At 66.2% G+C, this 17,230-nt stretch carries 14 protein-coding genes and 2 tRNA genes; 6 read left to right on the top strand and 10 right to left on the bottom strand.

Annotation, left to right across the window (positions count from 1 at the left end; all coding sequences use genetic code 11):
- Positions 1-104: 104 nt before the first annotated feature.
- Entirely contained in the window at positions 105-2,207 is a 2,103-nt protein-coding gene (locus C7C57_RS05070; RefSeq protein WP_187977825.1) for a S1C family serine protease, read from the bottom strand.
- Positions 2,208-2,410: 203 nt separating this feature from the next.
- Here C7C57_RS05070 and C7C57_RS05065 point away from each other — a divergent pair, with 203 nt between their 5' ends.
- Positions 2,411-3,607, top strand: coding sequence for an aminotransferase class I/II-fold pyridoxal phosphate-dependent enzyme (locus tag C7C57_RS05065; RefSeq protein WP_187977824.1), 1,197 nt, complete (start codon positions 2,411-2,413; stop codon positions 3,605-3,607).
- Between the two features lie 89 nt (positions 3,608-3,696).
- On the opposite strand, the gene C7C57_RS05060 is transcribed toward C7C57_RS05065, so the two are convergent.
- Entirely contained in the window at positions 3,697-4,035 is a 339-nt protein-coding gene (locus tag C7C57_RS05060) for a CHY zinc finger protein (protein ID WP_187977823.1), read from the bottom strand.
- 174 nt (positions 4,036-4,209) lie between these two features.
- Positions 4,210-5,064, bottom strand: coding sequence for a carbon-nitrogen hydrolase family protein (locus C7C57_RS05055; protein ID WP_187977822.1), 855 nt, complete (start codon positions 5,062-5,064; stop codon positions 4,210-4,212).
- A gap of 546 nt (positions 5,065-5,610) precedes the next feature.
- On the opposite strand from C7C57_RS05055, the gene C7C57_RS05050 reads away from it, so the two are divergent.
- Entirely contained in the window at positions 5,611-6,123 is a 513-nt protein-coding gene (locus tag C7C57_RS05050) for a hypothetical protein (protein ID WP_187977821.1), read from the top strand.
- Between the two features lie 155 nt (positions 6,124-6,278).
- Here C7C57_RS05050 and C7C57_RS05045 read toward each other — a convergent pair.
- The 4 genes from C7C57_RS05045 to C7C57_RS05030 all read right to left on the bottom strand — a co-directional run bounded on the left by C7C57_RS05045 (position 6,279) and on the right by C7C57_RS05030 (position 10,489).
- Positions 6,279-6,355 (bottom strand) — tRNA-Met (locus tag C7C57_RS05045).
- Positions 6,356-6,601: 246 nt separating this feature from the next.
- Positions 6,602-6,678 (bottom strand) — tRNA-Met (locus C7C57_RS05040).
- A gap of 135 nt (positions 6,679-6,813) precedes the next feature.
- Positions 6,814-9,735 (bottom strand): UPF0182 family protein, encoded by a 2,922-nt coding sequence (locus C7C57_RS05035; RefSeq protein ID WP_370581438.1) that lies wholly within the window; start codon positions 9,733-9,735, stop codon positions 6,814-6,816.
- A gap of 103 nt (positions 9,736-9,838) precedes the next feature.
- On the bottom strand, positions 9,839-10,489 hold the full coding sequence (locus tag C7C57_RS05030) for a TetR/AcrR family transcriptional regulator (protein ID WP_187977820.1): 651 nt from the start codon (positions 10,487-10,489) through the stop codon (positions 9,839-9,841).
- 74 nt (positions 10,490-10,563) lie between these two features.
- On the opposite strand from C7C57_RS05030, the gene C7C57_RS05025 reads away from it, so the two are divergent.
- Both C7C57_RS05025 and C7C57_RS05020 read left to right on the top strand, forming a co-directional pair.
- On the top strand, positions 10,564-11,274 hold the full coding sequence (locus C7C57_RS05025; protein ID WP_187977819.1) for an SDR family NAD(P)-dependent oxidoreductase: 711 nt from the start codon (positions 10,564-10,566) through the stop codon (positions 11,272-11,274).
- Between the two features lie 20 nt (positions 11,275-11,294).
- Complete coding sequence (locus C7C57_RS05020; protein WP_187977818.1) at positions 11,295-11,684, top strand: nuclear transport factor 2 family protein; 390 nt, start codon at positions 11,295-11,297, stop codon at positions 11,682-11,684.
- 54 nt (positions 11,685-11,738) lie between these two features.
- On the opposite strand, the gene C7C57_RS05015 is transcribed toward C7C57_RS05020, so the two are convergent.
- Positions 11,739-12,641: an AraC family transcriptional regulator gene (locus C7C57_RS05015; RefSeq protein ID WP_187977817.1), complete on the bottom strand. Its 903-nt coding sequence runs from the start codon at positions 12,639-12,641 to the stop codon at positions 11,739-11,741.
- A gap of 80 nt (positions 12,642-12,721) precedes the next feature.
- On the opposite strand from C7C57_RS05015, the gene C7C57_RS05010 reads away from it, so the two are divergent.
- The gene (locus tag C7C57_RS05010; protein WP_187977816.1) at positions 12,722-13,546 is read left to right on the top strand and encodes an NAD(P)H-binding protein; all 825 of its coding nucleotides are present in this window, start codon (positions 12,722-12,724) and stop codon (positions 13,544-13,546) included.
- A 66-nt stretch (positions 13,547-13,612) separates the two neighbouring features.
- Here the strand turns inward: C7C57_RS05010 and C7C57_RS05005 are convergent, their stop codons facing one another.
- Both C7C57_RS05005 and C7C57_RS05000 read right to left on the bottom strand, forming a co-directional pair.
- Positions 13,613-14,728: a PDZ domain-containing protein gene (locus C7C57_RS05005; RefSeq protein ID WP_187977815.1), complete on the bottom strand. Its 1,116-nt coding sequence runs from the start codon at positions 14,726-14,728 to the stop codon at positions 13,613-13,615.
- Between the two features lie 98 nt (positions 14,729-14,826).
- Positions 14,827-15,576 (bottom strand): hypothetical protein, encoded by a 750-nt coding sequence (locus C7C57_RS05000; protein ID WP_187977814.1) that lies wholly within the window; start codon positions 15,574-15,576, stop codon positions 14,827-14,829.
- A gap of 177 nt (positions 15,577-15,753) precedes the next feature.
- Between C7C57_RS05000 and C7C57_RS04995 the strand changes: the two genes are divergently transcribed.
- Positions 15,754-17,202: a zinc-dependent metalloprotease gene (locus C7C57_RS04995; protein WP_370581437.1), complete on the top strand. Its 1,449-nt coding sequence runs from the start codon at positions 15,754-15,756 to the stop codon at positions 17,200-17,202.
- Positions 17,203-17,230 lie beyond the last annotated feature (28 nt).

Below are 17,230 nucleotides of genomic sequence, written 5' to 3'. Positions count from 1 at the left end.
ACGCCGCAGGCGGGTGTTCGAGCCTCGGATACACGGCGGCGCCCGCCGTGTTGTTCAACACGACGGGCGCGCGGTGGCTCTGGAAGGAAGCCGGTAAATCGGGCCTACTTCACCGAGAGGGTGGCCAGGGTCACGTTGGCGGTGCCCTGGTTGGTGCCCCGCACGTAGGTGATCTCCACCTTGGTATCCGGGGCGTAGGAGCGAACCTGGGCGGTCAGATCGTTGGCGCTGGAGACGGGCTTGCCGTTCACCGCGGTCACGATGTCACCGGCACGCAGTCCGCCGGCCTCGGCGGGTCCACCCGCGGTGACCTCCTTGATCAGGGCACCGGCGGTGGTGGCGTCGGCCACGGTCGAGGCATCCTGAACGGAGGCACCCAGCAGACCGTGGGTTGCGGTTCCGGTCTTGATGATCTCGTCGGTGATCCGCTTGACGGTGTTCGAGGGGATCGCGAAGCCCAGGCCGGCGCTGGCACCCTGGGTGCTGTTGTCGCTCTTACCCGGGTCGACGATGGCCACGTTGATTCCGATCAGCGAGCCACTGGAATCCACCAGCGGTCCACCGGAGTTACCCGGGTTGATCGGGGCGTCGGTCTGGATCACGCCGATCGGCACCTGAGCCTTCTGCTGGCTCGGCTGCTGACCCTGCTGGTTCTGGCCGCGCAGGTCGAAGCCCCAGTTGTGGCCATCGGAGTTACCCGAGTCGCCGTTCTGGTCGTTTCCACCGGCGCTTGAATCGTTCTTCGGCACCGCGGTGGACGGCAGGCTCAGCGAGCGGTTGAGCGCGCTGACGATACCGTTGGTGACCGAGTTGGGCAGATCCAGCGGGGCACCCACGGCGACCGCTGCCTGGCCGACGTTGAGCTTGTCGGAGTCGGCGAAGTTGATCGGGGTGAAGTCGTTCACACCGTCCACCTTGATCACGGCGAGGTCGTTCAGCGGGTCGCTTCCCACCACCTTGGCGTCATAGCGACGACCGTTGCTGTCCTGCACCTTGATCGCCACGTCGGTGGTGGCACCGTCCAGGGTGACCACGTGGTTGTTGGTGACGATGTACCCGTCCTTGGTGAGCGCGGCACCGGAACCGGTCGCGCTGCCACCCTGCGACTGCACCGAGATGGTGAAGGTGCTGGCGAGTGCGCGGTGGGCGGCGGCGGCAATCTGGTCCACCTTGGTCTCATCGTTGACAGACACGGTGCCCGCCCCGACGTTTCCGGTCGAGGAGATGTGGGACTGGTTCGGGGAGATCAGCGCATAGGTGGCCGCGCCGATTCCTCCGCCGAGCAGCGCTCCGACGGCGAAGCCCGCCACCACCAGAACGGGGGCGCGACGCTTCCTGGGGCCGGGGGCGGCGAAGGCGTTCCCCGAGTTCGGAGGTGTGCCCCCAAAGCCGGAACCACCGGCGGCGTGCGCACCGGGATGCTGGGCGTCCGAACCGGGGTAGGCCGGGGCGGACCCGGGGTACGCGGGGGCCGCGCCATAGGAACCCGGAGCGGAGGCCTGTGCGGCCGGAGCAATCGGGGTCGTGGCCGCGGTCTGGGCGGCAGCGTGGCCGGCCGGAGCGATCGGGGTGGTGGCCGCGGTTGCCTGAGCCGAGTGCGCGGACGAAGACGGGGCCGAGTGCGCGGACGGGGCCTGAGCAGAGTACGCGGGCTGAGTCGGGGCGGTGGACGGGGCCTGAGCCGAGTGGGTCGGCTGAGTCGGGGCGGTGGACGGGGCCGGAGCCGAGTGGGTGGGCTGCACGGGCTGAGTCGGTGCCGTGTGCTGGGCCTGACCGGCGGACTGCGCCGGAGCGGCCGGCTGCGCGGCGTGGGACGGCGCGGTGGGCTGCTGGGCGGTGGGCTGCTGACCCGTCTGCTGAGCCGCACTGTAGGCGTTGGTCGGCTGCTGTGCCGACGGGTAGCCGGGGGTGGCGGACTGCGGGGCGGTCGGAGCCGGACCGGCCGCGGTGTATCCACCGTGGGTGGGCAGCGGCGGTGCCGGACGCGGCTCGGCGGCCTGGTGGGCGGCCGGGGTGGCAGCGGGGGCCGGAACCGACGGCTGCACCGCGGTCTCGGTCTGGTCTGCCGATACCTCGGGCAGTACCCGGGTCTCGGCCTGGGTGTCGGTGGACTCCTGGGTGTTGGCGGTGTCGTGAGAATTGGCGGACGTCTCGCCGGTGCCGTCGGCCCCGGTAGTCGGATCGACCTCGTGAGGGTTGTGAGTCATGATTGCTCCTTCCAAGCACAGCCAGCTTGTCGTGCGAACCTGAACGTTTCTTAAGCACCAGCTGTGGAGTATCCAGCGCCCCGTTTTGCCCCGGATTTCCGGGGTTCCGTAACGATACGACTTCTTCATCGTAGCCGCCACTAGGCTGGAGCGGGCCGGAAATGACGCCGACCCTTACACATTCTTTAGCAAAAGGACTGGGCATGAACGCTCTCGCTGGTTGGTCTCGAGCCGCACGGGGTGCGGGGCTGCTCTCCCCCGGCGGCACCCCGGCCGCCTCGATCTTCTCGGAGATGAGCGCCCTGGCCGGTGCCACCGGGGCCATTAACCTGGGGCAGGGCTTTCCCGACGAGGATGGCCCGATCGAGGTCCTGGAGGCCGCCCGGGAGGCGATTGCGTCCGGGGTCAACCAGTACCCGCCCGGACGAGGAACCGCGGACCTGCGCCTGGCCATCGCCGAGCACCGAAACCGATTCTGGGGTGACAGCCCCGATCCCGAAACCGAGATCCTGGTCACTGCCGGGGCCACCGAGGCCCTCGCGGCGACGATCCTGGGCCTGACCGAACCCGGCGACGAGGTCGTGACCTTCGAGCCCTTCTATGACGCCTATGGCGGCCTGATCGCCCTGGCCGGAGCCACCCACGTCACCGCGACCCTCCACGCCCCCACATTCACCCCCGATCCCGACGAGCTGCGCCGGGTCATCACCGACCGCACCCGACTGATCATCGTGAACACCCCGCACAACCCCACCGGCGTGATGCTGTCCACCGAGATCCTGGACCTGCTGGTGGAGCTCGCCCACCGCCACGATGCGATCATCGTGACCGATGAGGTTTATGAACACCTCACCTTTGAGCGCACCCACGTGCCCGTGGTCACGCGTCCCGGAGCCACCGAGCGCACGCTGACGATCTCCTCGGGTGGAAAGACGTTTGCGACCACCGGATGGAAGATCGGCTGGATCAGCGGTCCGGCGGATCTGATCACCCGGGTCACCACGGTGAAACAGTTCCTCTCCTACGTGAACGGAGCACCGTTCCAGCCGGCCATCGCGGTGGGCCTGCGCCTGCCCGATGCCTACTTCACCGGGGTGGCGAAAACCCTCCAGGGAAAACGGGACCGCCTGGCAGCCGGACTGTCGGCGGCCGGTTTCGGGGTGTCCCTACCCGATGCCGGATACTTCATCGTCGCCGATACGTCGCCGCTGGGTTTCGCCGACGCGACCGAGCTTGCTCGCGAGCTTCCCGCCAGGATCGGGATCGCGGCAATTCCGGTCTCGGCGTTCGTGCGGCCCGAGCACCGCGAAGACACCAGGAGCCTGCTGCGCTTTGCCTTCTGCAAGCGCGACGCGGTCCTCACCGACGCCCTCGCCCGCCTGGAATCCCTCGCGCTATAGAGGCGGCCGCGGTGTGCGTTGCTAGGCAGCTGCGCGCATGCTGGCGCTTACGGTGTCGAAGTAGCCCCAGAACACCGTGGCGTGCATCGTTAGGCAGCTGCGCGCAGGTTCGCGCTTACAGTGTCGAAGTAGTGTGGGGCGTGCACCGCGAAATCCGAGCTAAACCCTGCCGCACAGTCGGGGCAGCGGTTCACCTCAAGGTAGGTCGCGATTGTCAGCGTGGCTGAGCACGCCCCACACAGAATCGCCGGTTCACCCCAGGCCGAGCGCGGCCAACGCTCGAGCCGGTGATCGGCGTCTTCATCATGGCAGCGGAAGCACGGGTAATAGCGAGAGCAGCACGGAACGAGGATGGCGACTATGTCGCGTTCACCGGAAAAGTGAACGCAACGAGTCTCCTCGTCCAGCGTTGCTCCATATACTCGCACGTTGCCCTCCCCAAGGCATTTTTCGTTTGCTCATGTGCCACCGAGATTACCGCAATTCACCCGCATTTCCGAGGTTTTTCCCCAGATTAGGGCCGGTAATGCGGCCCCAGTTGGGGGGCATATTCGCGACGAGGAACGACGATTGGTAGCGAAATTTCGCGTAATTCCGCGGTTCTAGTCGGTTTTTACCGGTACCGGAGCCCCAGCCCGCGGAAGCACACGGTAACGCCGCAGCGAGAGCGCGGGGTTGGTTTCACGCACGGCCTCGATGTGGGCCGGATCGAGGTCACCCAGGGCGAGCCCGGTTTCGGCGCCGAGGGTGGCCACGGCGATACCCGCCGGGTCCACAATCACGCTGGCACCGATGCCACCGGGGGCGCTCTGATCGGCGGCCACCACATAGGCGGTGTTCTCGATGGCGCGCGCCGCGGTGAGCGTCATCCAGTGGTGCTCCTTATGCCGGCCGGGAACCCATTCCGAGGGCACCAGGATGACATCGGCGCCGGCGTCCACCAGAACGCGCGAGGATTCGGGGAAACGCAGGTCGTAGCAGGTCTGCAGCCCGAAGGTCAGCCCGCCGATCCGGAAGAGCTCGTCGGGGCCGGAGGTGTCCCCCGGGGCGATCCAGTCGCTTTCCCGGGTGCCAAACGCGTCATAGAGGTGACGCTTGCGGTAGCGTGCCTGAATGCGCCCGCTCGGGTCGATGGCCACGACAGTGTTGGAAACATGGTCCGTGCCGAGGGATTCAAACATCCCAAATACGATCCAGAGGCCGAGCTCGCGCGCGGTTGCCGAGACGCGTCGAACGAAGGGTCCGTCCAGGGGTTCGGCGAACTCACGAACCTCCGGGCCGAAGGGCGGGCGGAACCAGGCTGAATACTCGGGGAACACGATCAGTTCGGCACCGCGGTCGCGCGCGGCGCGGGCGAGGCGAAGCATCTCGGTGTGATTGTGGTCGGGCTGGTCATCGGGGGCGAACTGTCCGACGGCCACGCGTACGATGGCTGAGTCCTGGGTCTCGACGGTCATAAATTCCACCCTAGCCGCGGGAACGCGGCGATGGCAGACCGTGCGGCGTGGTGCACGGACGTGCAGCGCGCCAGGCCAGGAACCGCGTGGTGCGAGCCTTCTGGGAGGCTGGACCTGCTCAACCAATTCGATCCGCACCGGGACCGGAGCGTGCGGTCGGTGCCGGTGCGGATCGTTTCAGGCTAATGGTCGGCCGTGTCCCCCCAAGGTAACGGCCGACCCGAATGATCCACGTGATACGAGGTCCCCCGACCGCGTATCCCACACCACATTTCTGGGGTGCCGGCTCTTTGAACCCGAATCTCCAAACCGGGTGAATCACTAGATCCACACTATGGCGGGCGACAGTTCTTACCCGGGCCCGTGTCGCATACCGTATGCCGATATGTCGCGGCTCGACTGCCGGCATGAACGGCGCCCCGGCAGAGCTCATGGGCGAGCATCACACCGATGACGTCCCGGCGTCCCACGAAACACGCGGGAACCCCTGGTAGCGTTCCTCTACCAACGCGGTCGCGTCGGCTCTCACTACTCCTCGGGGGAATCATGACCAGCACACACTCACGCCCACGCCTGCGCCCCGGGGCACTGGTGACGTCCGCCACCGCCGGGCTACTCGTCCTATCCGGGTGCTCGGCCCTACCCGGTTTCTCCGAAAGCGAGCAGTCCTCCGAGACCCCCGCGTCCACGGCCAGCACCGCACCGGCGCAGGACTGTGCGGCGATCGTGCCGATTCTCGGCAAGCTGCCCGCGTTGCAGCTGGATGGGACTGCCGCGGACTATTTCACCGAGTATGCAAACTCCGTGACCATGGCACTGAATGCCAGCACAAATGGCGAGATTTCCGCCACGCTCACGGGAATCAACGAGCAGATCACGCGTGCCTCAGATGTCACAACCCGGCTCGCCGCGCTCGGCGACACCTCGGGACTCAACCCGGCACAGCTGATCGAGCGGGCCCAACAGGCGGCAGACCTAGCCGCGGAGGCTAAGACTGTGTTCTCCGACCTCACCACGCAGGTGGGCAAACTGACGGCACTCTGTCCGCAGGTGAAATAGCGAGTCATGTGATCCGTCGCCGCACGCGGCCAGGACATGACGCTAGCCGAGGCTCGGCATCGGCTAAGACATCACATCGGCTGAGACATCGCATCGACGAGGCAAAGCAAAAGGCCCCCGGAAACCGGGGGCCTTTTCTTGCGATCTTGTCGCGATGGTTGCGGGGGCAGGATTTGAACCTACGACCTCTGGGTTATGAGCCCAGCGAGCTACCGAGCTGCTCCACCCCGCGTTACGTATGTCAGCTTATCACGGCCCCGCACGCGAGCCAATTCGAGGCCCGGAGTCGGCGCGTCCCCCGGCCCCTTCGCCAACCGAGGTGATTGAAGCGACAGAAACAACCGAGACAACCGCAACAACCACAACGGGCACCGGAACCGGAACCGGAACCGCAGCAGACACGGCCTGCTCGGCACAACCAACGCGGCACAGCAAAAATCCCCGGATCTTCCGATCCGGGGATTTTGGTGTTACCACATGGTTGCGGGAGCAGGATTTGAACCTACGACCTCTGGGTTATGAGCCCAGCGAGCTACCGAGCTGCTCCATCCCGCGTTACGTTTATTACTCTACCCAGTAGATCCCCGAAGCGCCAATCGAGCGTTTCCCTCGGCGTGGCGCGAGCCCTCCCCCGCTCCAAAACACGAATGGCGCCATCCCGAGGGATGACGCCATTCGTGTTGGTGCCGGTTACTTCAGCGCGGCGTTGGCGCGGTCAACCGCGTCACTCAGCGCCTTGTCGGCGGTGCCATAGGCGGCCCAGTCTCCCGACTCGAGCGCCTTCTGCTTGTCCTTCATGGCCTGGGCGGCATCATTCAGGGCGGTGCGGAGGGCCTCGGCCTTGGCCGGGTCTACCGGGGCGTTGGTGCTCGGGGTTTCGGTTCCGGGATCCGGTGTTTCGGTTCCCGGGTTTTCAGTCCCACCCGGCTCGGTCGGCACGATGCCACCGTCTCCGGCGCTCGCACCCGAGTCACCACCGAAGAGCTCATCCAGCGCCTCATCCAGGGTGGACTTGAACGCGATCTTGTCACCGAAGGCCACCAGCACTCGCTGGAGCAGCGGGAACTTGGTGGTACCGCTGGACTGCACGTACACGGGCTGGACGTAGAGCAGACCGCCACCGACGGGAACCGTCAGCAGGTTACCGTTGATCACCTCGGTCTGACCCTGCTTCAGCAGGTTGATCTCCTTCGAGACTTCCTGGTTCGCGTTGAACGTGTTCTGCACCTGACCCGGTCCGGGGATCGCATCCCCCGAGGTCAACGTGAGCAATCGGAGCTTGCCGTAGTCGGCGCTCTTTTTACCCTTCTCGTTTCCGGCATTCGCATCGGCGGCCAGGTAGCCGGTCAGCACGTTACGGCTGTCCTCACCCTTGCCCGGCGGAATGAAGGACGAGTAGAGCGAGAAGCTCGGCTTGTCCTGACCCGGCATCTGCATCGTCAGGTAGTACGGCGGCTGCAGGCGCGGGTCATCCTTCTTGGACTGCGGGTCGGACGGGGTGATCCACTTGTCGGTCTCCGAGAAGAACTGTCCGGCGTTGGTGACGTGGTAGTCACCGAGGATCTTGCGCTGCACCTTGAACATGTCGCTCGGGTAGCGCACGTGGCTCAGCAGGTCACCACTCATCTCGGAGATCGGGCGGATCGTGTTGGGGTAGATCTTCTGCCAGGTCTTCAGGATCGCGTCATCGGTGTCCCAGGCGTAGAGCTTCACCGAACCGTCATACGCGTCCACGGTCGCCTTGACCGAGTTGCGCATGTAGTTGATGTCATCCAGCGCGAAGGACTGTCCACCCTCGGAGTCCTGAATCGAGTTCGACAGGCTCACGGTCTTCGAGTAGGGGAAGTCGGCCGAGGTGGTGTATCCATCCACGATCCAGACGATCCGACCGTCCACCACCGAGGGGTACGGGTCCGAATCCAGGTCGAGGTACGGGGCGGCCTTCTTCACGCGGGCCGCCGGGTCGCGGTCATAGAGGATCTGCGAGTCGTTGGTCACATCCGAGGACAGGAAGATCTGCTCGGACTGGAACTTCAGCGCGTACACCAGCTTCTTGAAGATGTTGTCGAGCTTGGGTCCACCATCACCGGTGAACGTGTAGTAGGCCTGCTGGTCACCCTCGCGGCTGGCCGGGTAGTCCAGCTCGATCGGGTCGGTTCCCTTGGGAGCGCCCACGATCGAGTAGCGCGGCGACTGCTCGCCGAAGTACACCCGCGGCTCGAAGTTGCCCAGCTCACCGGTGGAGGGGATTCCCGACTGCATGAAGACGGGCTGACCATCGGAGGAGCGCTTGTTACCGTAGGCGGCAACCAGGCCGTAGCCATGGGTGTAGACCAGCGAGGAGTTCACCCAGTTGGCGTCCAGGCCTGCCTGGTTGAGCTCACGCACGGCGACCACGGCGTCCTGGCTGCGGCCATCGATCTCATAGCGGTCCACATCCAGCACCTTGGGAAAGCTGTAGTACTGCTTGAACTGCTCGAGCTGCTGGAACGACTTGGTCACCACGGCCGGGTCGATGATCCGGATGTTAGCGGTGGTCTCGGCGTCCTGACGCAGCGCGCCCGGCTCGGCGTCGGTGGTCGCGGCATACGGAATCTCCTGGACATCGCTCAGCCCATAGGCCGCCCGAGTCAGGTCGATATTCTTCTGCAGATAGGGGGTTTCCAGGGCCTTCTCGTTCGGCTGAACCTGGAAGCGCTGCACCAGCGCCGGATAGGCGAGGCCCAGAACCAGCGCGGACACCAGCAGCAGCGCGGTACCCACCACGGGCAGACGCCAGCGGCCGACAAATGCGGTCACGAAGAACAGGATGGCCACCAGGGCGGCGATCCCGGCGAGGATCATCTTGCCGGGGATCGTGGCGTTGGCATCGGCGTAGTTCACACCGGTGAACCGGCTGGACACGGTGGTCAGGGTCGCATACTGGTCAAGCCAGATCGAGACCGCCTGCAGCAGCAGGTAGACGCCGGCGAGAACGGCGATCTGTACGCGGGCGTGCTTGGAGATGCGCAGCTCGCGACCGCTCAGGTGAATCGAACCGTAGAGGTAGGACACCACGGCGGTGAGGATCAGGCTGAGCAGGATCACGGCGGAGGCGAAGGCCACCACGCCGCGGAAGAAGGGGAGGTCGAACATGTAGAACGACGCGTCCAGACCAAACTGCGGGTCGGTGGTTCCGGTGGGGGTCGAGTTGAACCACAGCAGAACCTCCTTCCAGCGTCCGGCCACCGAAAGACCCGCGAAGAGGCCCAGCACTACCGGAATGCCGTAGGTCGCCAGGCGACGCAGCGGCTCGATCAGTTCCTGGTAGCGATCCAGCTGGCTGGAGAGCTTGGCGTAGACCGGCCGCAGGCGGTAGGCCAGCTGAATGCTGAGCCACACCGGCACCGCCATGCCGATAAATCCGATCAGGAACATGACGCTGGTCCCGATCCACTGGGTGGCAAGCACCTCGGTGAATCCCAGCTGGTCATACCAGAGGAAGTCCGTGTAGAAGCCGGAGAACGCGAAGAATGCGACGACGAGCACGCCGACGATAATCACGGTCAGGGCTAGGGGAGACCTCTTTTTTCTGGGGGCTGAAGTTGATGCAGTATTTGATGCTGACGTCACAGTAGGCCTTCGTTGGTATTCGGGGTCGTTACCCCAGTCTACGCGGGAAACGCCGGGCGTGGCCCGCCCGGCGGCGCAATTTCATGTCGCATTCGGCACTCCCCTAGGAGGCGACTGTACCCACTTCGGGGGTGGCCGGTGTAACCGGTGCGGCGCCGGTTGTTCCCAGAATGTTCAGGCTGGTGATCCAGAGACGATCCAGTTGTGCGGGATCATTGAACACCTTGGCAAACAGCACCAACCCCTCCAGCTGAGCGACCAGCGCACGGGCGGTGTCCCGCGCCGGCACCAGCGAGGGTGCGAGATCTCCGGTCTCGACGGCCTGGGTGAGTGCGGCCTCGATCAGATCCAGCTGCTCCTCAAAGATGACCTGCAGCCGGTCTCGAATGATCTCATCCTGCCCGCGCATTTCCAGCGCCAGGTTCCCGAAGAGGCATCCGGTGATCGCCCCGGTGTCGCGCAGGGAGTCGGTTTGGACTTCAGCGGTCAGCGTAAACAGATTCTGCAGACGCTCGCGAATGCCCGCCGGTGCACTCAGGATCTGCGCCCACTGCGCGCCCTGCACCTCCCAGTGCGCATCAACCACCGCCAGCGCGAGCGCCTGCTTGGACTCGAAGTAGTAGTAGAAGCTGCCCTTCTGGACCCCCGCTTCCGCACAGATTTCGGCGACTCCGATCGCGTTATAGGGCCGCTGCCCGAGAAGGCGGGCGGCCGCCGCGAGGAGTCGTTCGCGGCCATCCGAGGTTCGTCCCATATTGCTATTTTACGACCGGTCATCTATTAATGGAAATGTCATTAGTTGACCGACCGTCTATAGGAGACCTCATCATGAATAATCAGCAGCGCGTAGTCATCATCTCGGGCGCATCCCAGGGCATCGGTGCCGGCCTGGTTGCCGCCTACCGCGAGCGTGGATACGGGGTCATCGCGACCTCGCGTTCGATCGAACAGGGCACCGACCCGGATGTCGTGGCCGTATCCGGAGACATCGGGGACCCCGCGACCGCCGAGCGCGCGGTCCGGGCAGCCATCGAACGCTTCGGCCGCATCGACACCGTCATCAACAACGCCGGACTCTTCGACTCCCGGCCCCTGACCGATTTCACCGCCGAGGACTACGAGGCCACCATCCGCACCAATATCGGCGGCTTCTTCCACCTGACCCAGGCGGCGATGCCCGCGCTGATCGAGTCCGGGACCGGACACGTGGTGAGCGTGACAACCACGCTGGTCGAGCACGCCGACGCTCGGGTTCCCGCGGCCCTGGCCGCACTCACCAAGGGCGGGATCACCGCGGCCACTCGCGGCCTGGCGATCGAATACGCCGACCGCGGCGTGCGCGTTAACGCGGTCTCCCCCGGCATCATCCGCACCCCGATGCACCCCGATGAATATCACGCCACCTATGCGAGCATGCACCCGCTGGGACGCATGGGTGACATTCAGGACATCGTGCGCGGCGTGCTCTACCTCGAGGATGCGGGATTCGTGACCGGCGAAATCCTGCACGTCGACGGCGGCCAGAGCGCCGGCCACTAGTGACCTCGAACGAGTCGAATATGAGCGCAACGGAATCCGAGGCCCGGGACATCCTCACCACGGTGCTGAGCCGTTGGGGCACCGCGGTGGCGACCGGTGATACCGCCCGCGTCGCCGACCTCTATACGGAGGCCCCGGTCTTTCAGGGACTGCGGCCCGGCCCCGAGCGGGATCGTGCGGGCGTCGCCGACTACTACGCCCACCAGCCCATCGGGTTGACCCCGACGATCACCCCGATCGAGGTGCGGGCGCTGGGTGAGAACGAGATTCTCGCCTTCCTCGCCGTGGACTTCGCAGCCCCGGGGCGGCCGGTGGTGGCCACGCACCTCACGGTCCTGCTCACCCGGATCGAAGACGAGTGGCTGATCGAGCACTACCACGTCTCGGTGCGGCCGACGCTGCCGAGCTAACGGAAGCGGTCGCGCTCGGGGCGGGGCCCACGCCCCGAGCGCGATACCGGGTGACTACTCCGGCTCGATCCCCCGCCGGTGACGCCAGCGACCGGGCGAGACTCCATAGGTCCGCCGAAACGCGGTGGAGAACGCATACTCGTTGGCATACCCCACCCCGGCGGCAATCGTGGCGAGCGACGCCTCGCCGCGGGTGAGCGCATCGGCCGCTCGTCGCATCCGCAGCACCGTCAGGTAACGTCCGGGCGGCTCCCCCACCACCGTTCGGAACCGCGCGGCAAAGGCGGCGCGGGACAGACCCACGATCCCGGCCAGCGCATCCACCGAGTGGGCGGCGCCGGGATCCCGATGAATCGCGCGCAGGGCCGGGGCGAGCAGCGGATCGGCCAGGCCGCGGTACCACCCGGGGCCGTCGCTGTCCGGCCGGCTCCACCAGATGCGCAGCGAGTAGACGAGGATCAGATCAAGAATCCGATCCAGGATGGACTGACGGCCGTCCTCCCCCGAATCGGCCTCGACGGCCATCACCTCCACCAGCGCACGATGGGCGGGCTCCAGCTCCCCCGACCGCAGCACCACGACCCGGGGCAGCGTGGCCAGGAAGGCCTCGCTCAACCCGCCCTCCATCCGGTATGCCCCGCAGAGTATGCGCGCATCGGGGATCACGGACTCGTCCGATCCCCGCATCCGCGCCTCGCCGATGGGCTCCACCGAGGCCCCGGGGGCACTCACCAGCGCGTAGGGCGTGCCGGCGGTGACCAGCACCACGTCCCCCGCGGCCAGATCCAGCGCCGGAATTCCCGGGATCTCGATCAGGCCCGTGCCCCGCAACAGGACGTGCGCCGTCAGCGCGCGACCGCCCGAAAAGCCCAGGCCCCAGGGGGCGCGGCGATCCAGAATCGAAAACACCGCACCGCGAGCCCGCGCCTGACTCAGCTCCTCCGAGAGAACATCCACGTCCCCATCGTAGACGCAGACGAATGTTTTTGAGCCAAACAGGCATTGTTTGGAGCTTTGGGTGTTTCTAGTCTGGGCCCATGACAGCATTTTTGATTCTCGGCGGCACCGGTAAGGTGGGCCGCCGACTCGCCACCCACCTCGAATCCGCGGGCATGCGCGTCCGCGCCGTCGGCCGCCAGACCGCCATCCCCTTTGACTGGGAAGATCCCACAACCTGGGGCGCCGCGCTTGAGGACATCACCGGCGTATTCATCGTGGGTCCCGGTTCGGCCCGGGACTGGTCCCCGGCGCTCACCGCGTTCCTCGACCGGGCCCTCGATGCCGGGGTCACCCACGCGGTGCTGCTCTCGGCTCGCGGGGTGGAGTTTCTGCCCGACGGCAACGTGGCCCGTGCCGAGGCCGCGATCGCCCGGTCACCGATCCCGCAGACCATTCTGCGGCCCACCCACTTCGCGCAGAACTTCACCGAGGCCATGTTTGTGCCCCGCGACGGCCGGGTGCGGGCACCGCTGGGCGAGGGGTTGGAGCCCTTTATCGACGTGCGCGACATCGTCGAGGTTGCGGCTACCGTGCTGGTCGAGTCCGCATCCGCCGCGGGCACCATCCATACCGGGGTCATCGAACTCTCGGGCCCGGGGGCGTTCTCGATGACCCGGGCGCTGGAGATGATCGCCGCGGCCACCGGCATTCCCGCGCGCTTTGACAACGAGGATGAGGACACCCACCGCGAATCGATGCGCGCCGCGGGGGTCCCAGAGGAGTACATTCGCTGGCGGCTCGCGATGCTTCGCGGCATCCGCGACGGCGAGGATGCCCACCTCAGCACCGGGGTCCTCGCGGTCCTGGGACGCGAGGCCACGTCCTTCGCCGACTGGATCGAGCGGGAGGTGCGCACGCGCTGATTGTGGCAACATCCCGCCACACAACGATGCCGACCGGGGTCATCCCGGTCGGCATCGCGGCACCCGTTATTTGCAGGTGGGCAGGGCGTCGAGGTCGCCCTTATTCTTGATCGTGTCCAGGACCTTCAGCGAGTCGGTCAGCTTCTCCGTGGAGAACACCCGCAGCCCGTCGGGGACGTGACCCGCCACCTCGTTACAGTTCGAGGCGGGGGCCAGGAAGTAGGTGGCCCCGGCGTTCTTGGCACCGTACAGCTTCTGCCGGATACCGCCGATCGGGCCCACGTTTCCGGCTGCATCGATGGTTCCGGTACCGGCGACGTGGGCGCCACCGGTCAGGTCATCGCCGGAGAGCTTGTCGATGATCCCCAGGGCAAACATCATGCCGGCGCTGGGTCCACCGATATCGGCCAGGTTGATCTTGACCTCAAACGGGAAGTCGAACACCTCGCCCGTTCCCACGCCGATCACAGCGCGCTTGGATCCGTCGCTCGCGGTGGCCAGGGTCGGCGTCATGTCGATCTTCAGCGGGGCACCATCGCGGGTGACCTCCATCGTCAGGGCCTTCTTGGTCCCGTTCTCCTTGACCAGCTTCTGCACGCCCTCGAGGTCTTCCACCGGAGTTCCGTTGACCGAAATCACCTCGTCGCCCACCCGCAGTTTGCCGTCGGCGGGGGCGCCACCCTGAATCATCGTGACCCGCAGGTGCGAGGGCACCGCGTATCCCTGGTGCTTCAGCGCCGCGGCGATGGCATCCTGCTGCGAACTCACCATCAGCTGCTGATTCTGTTCGTTGCGCTGATCCGTGGTGACGCCCGCCGGGTAAATCTCGTCGATGGGGACCACCGTGCGCTCCCGGTCAAACCAGGAGCCGATCACGCTGAGCCAGGTGGCCGGACGCTCACGGTCGCCGAGCAGCTGAACCGTCAGCAGGTCGAGGTTACCGGTGGTTTTATGGGTCTGCTCGCCGTTGATCTCGATAATCGGGACCTCTTTGTCCTTGATTGTCGTGGTCCCCAGGGTGTTTTCCACCGGGCCGGGCTGCTGCACCAGGTAGGTACTCGGGGCGAAGGCCAGGATCAGCAGGAGGCCCATCGCCACCAGCAGAAACACCCAACCGGTGCGGCGACGACGCGCACGCGGGTCGGGCTGCTGTGCGGCAAGGGTCTGTTCAAATAGCGACACGGGGGCCTTTCTTCAAGACAAAGCCGCACCACAGGATCCGTGATGGGCCGTAGATATCCAGACTAGGGCCTGGAAACCTCAAGTTCACTGAGATCCACTCACTCCACACCGGCGACGCCGCACAGTGCGAACCCCGATCCGTGCTGGGTGGTGAGTTCATCGTCCTCATCACGCACCGTGCAGGAGACCTCTCCCTCGGAGCGATCGCTGATCACCCGAATCTCCGCATAGTCGCCCACCGCTATGTCCAGGCGGATGGGTTCCAGCGCGGTCAGGGTGTCCGAGTATTCCGAACCATCGGGGCGCAGCACGGTATAGCGGGCTGGTTCGGGGGAGGTTGCCTGCAGCTCGATGCTCACGGTGCGAGCCCCCTCGGCGGGACTCACATCGACGATGCGGGTGCCGGCGAGTCCACCGCTATTCACCGCGACCCCGAATCCCAGCAGGATGCAGAGCGGAACCAGCATCAACCAGCCCAGGGCACCCACGCAGACGGCCACGATCGAGAGGGTGCGTCCCCGACCGGCACGCTGAATCGCCACCGCCCCGGCCCCCGAGGCCAGCCCGCGTCGGGCCAGAATGGTCTGCCAGAGTCCGAAGATCCCCACCGGGAGAAACAGGATCGTCCCGATGATCGCCAGGGCCAGGTTGGGGCGCAGCGGCACGATCTCGGACTCGGGAAGCAGCGAAGTCTCGGGCTCGGGGGTACTCGTGCTCGCTCGGTCCGGGGGTGCCGGAAAGCTGGGGAGAGCCTGGGCCGGATCCACCGCGTCCGCATCGCGCGACGATCCGACCGACGGGTCGTCGGCCGGGCGATCCGGGGTGTGCGGGCTGATAATCGGGTCCATTCCCTAGGAAGCGGTACCCCTCCATCCAACCACGAATTCACGCCGGCCCGGGTTTTGGGCGCGGTACCGGCACTGTTCGCGGCGGGCGGACGATAATTGCCCAAAAAACCGGTGACGCTTCGGGACCTACCTGTAGCGTAGAAAGGGCTACTTGGAGCATTCGGAAAGGTGGCACACGTGCCAGACGAAAACGCAGGCAACCCCGAGGACGAGTTCCGCGAAATGCTGAACCGGTTCATCTCCGGACAGGGCGGGATCGATCCGTCCCAGCTCGCCGGTGCCGCCGGTTTGCCCGCCGATCCCGCCGCGCTGTCGGCCATGCTGAGCCAGCTACAAAACGCGATGCGCGGTTCCACCGATGGTGGCGTGAACTGGGGTGTGGCCGGAGACCAGGCTCGCCAGATCGCCAACGCCCAGAGCGTGGATACCCCCGAAGATCAGCGTCACGCCCTCGAGCAGGCCCTCAATGTGGCCTCGCTCTGGCTCGCCGACGCAACCACCTTCTCCGAGCTGAGCGCCTCCCCGACCCTGGTGAGCCGTGCCGAGTGGGCGCGACTGAGCATGCCGGTCTGGACCGAGGTGGCCGAGCCGGTCGCCAGCAGCATCTCCGATGCCCTGGCCACGGTCCTGCAGGAGCAGGCACCCGAGGAGCTGCGCGGGATGATCGCCGGCGCCAGTCAGATGCTGCGCAGCGTGGGCGGTGCCCTGTTCGCGATGCAGCTGGGACAGGTTGTGGGCCAGCTCTCCAGCGAGGTGGTGTCCGGTGGCGACATCGGCATCCCGCTGATGGAGGATAACCACGCGGTCCTGGTCCCCCAGAACATCGCCGCCTTCGGCGAGGGCCTCGACATCCCCACCGATCAGGTCCAGCTCTACCTGGCCGTACGCGAACTCGCGCATGCCCGCCTGTTCCGCAATGCCCGCTGGCTGCGACTGCACCTGATTTCCGCGATTACCGCGTTTGCCCGCGGTATCTCGATCGACATCGACGCGATGGAATCCCTGGCCGAGGACTTCGACCCGAGCAACCCCGAGCAGCTGCGCAGCGCGCTGAGCAACGGCTCGCTGATTCCGCCGAAGACCGAGGCACAGCTTGCCTCGCTGGCATCCCTGGAAACGACGCTGGCCCTGATCGAGGGCTGGGTGGACGTGGTAACCGCGCAAGCGACCGTGCGTCTGCCGCGGGCCCAGGCCATCGCCGAGACCGTGCGTCGGCGTCGCGCCACCGGAGGACCCGCCGAATCGGCCTTCGCCGCGCTGGTGGGTCTGGAACTGCGTCCGCGTCGTCTGCGCGAGGCCGCAGCGCTGTGGCAAGCCGTCACCGAGGCCGTGGGCACCGAGGCGCGCGACGCGCTCTGGGCGCACCCCGACCTGGTGCCGACCGCCGAAGACATCGACGATCCCGCGGGCTTCATTGCCCGCCTCACCGCGCTGGCCCGCGGCGAGGCACCCGAGCGTGACGAGATGGACGATGCGCTGGATGCGCTGCTGCGTGGAGAGTTTGGCAGCACCGACGGGACCAACAGTGCCGATGCCGATGCCACCGATGGTGGTACCGAGAGCGACGGCGTGGACGGAAGCTCGAAGGCACCCACCGATCCGGAGCCGGACGCTCCCACGGCCTAGTTTCGCTGATTTCCGACACACGCGCGGG

This window comes from Mycetocola sp. JXN-3 (assembly GCF_014522285.1).
Classification (GTDB): domain Bacteria; phylum Actinomycetota; class Actinomycetes; order Actinomycetales; family Microbacteriaceae; genus Mycetocola; species Mycetocola saprophilus.
The sequence above is the reverse complement of the archived record's forward strand: the minus strand, read 5'-3'. Positions and strand labels throughout refer to the sequence as shown.

Bases quoted from the DNA above. Each gene is read 5' to 3' on its own strand.
- C7C57_RS05070 (WP_187977825.1), bottom strand. From the start codon at position 2,207: ATGACTCACAACCCTCACGAGGTCGATCCGACTACCGGGGCCGACGGC.
- C7C57_RS05065 (WP_187977824.1), top strand. From the start codon at position 2,411: ATGAACGCTCTCGCTGGTTGGTCTCGAGCCGCACGGGGTGCGGGGCTG.
- C7C57_RS05055 (WP_187977822.1), bottom strand. From the start codon at position 5,064: ATGACCGTCGAGACCCAGGACTCAGCCATCGTACGCGTGGCCGTCGGA.
- C7C57_RS05050 (WP_187977821.1), top strand. From the start codon at position 5,611: ATGACCAGCACACACTCACGCCCACGCCTGCGCCCCGGGGCACTGGTG.
- C7C57_RS05030 (WP_187977820.1), bottom strand. From the start codon at position 10,489: ATGGGACGAACCTCGGATGGCCGCGAACGACTCCTCGCGGCGGCCGCC.
- C7C57_RS05025 (WP_187977819.1), top strand. From the start codon at position 10,564: ATGAATAATCAGCAGCGCGTAGTCATCATCTCGGGCGCATCCCAGGGC.
- C7C57_RS05020 (WP_187977818.1), top strand. From the start codon at position 11,295: ATGAGCGCAACGGAATCCGAGGCCCGGGACATCCTCACCACGGTGCTG.
- C7C57_RS05010 (WP_187977816.1), top strand. From the start codon at position 12,722: ATGACAGCATTTTTGATTCTCGGCGGCACCGGTAAGGTGGGCCGCCGA.
- C7C57_RS05000 (WP_187977814.1), bottom strand. From the start codon at position 15,576: ATGGACCCGATTATCAGCCCGCACACCCCGGATCGCCCGGCCGACGAC.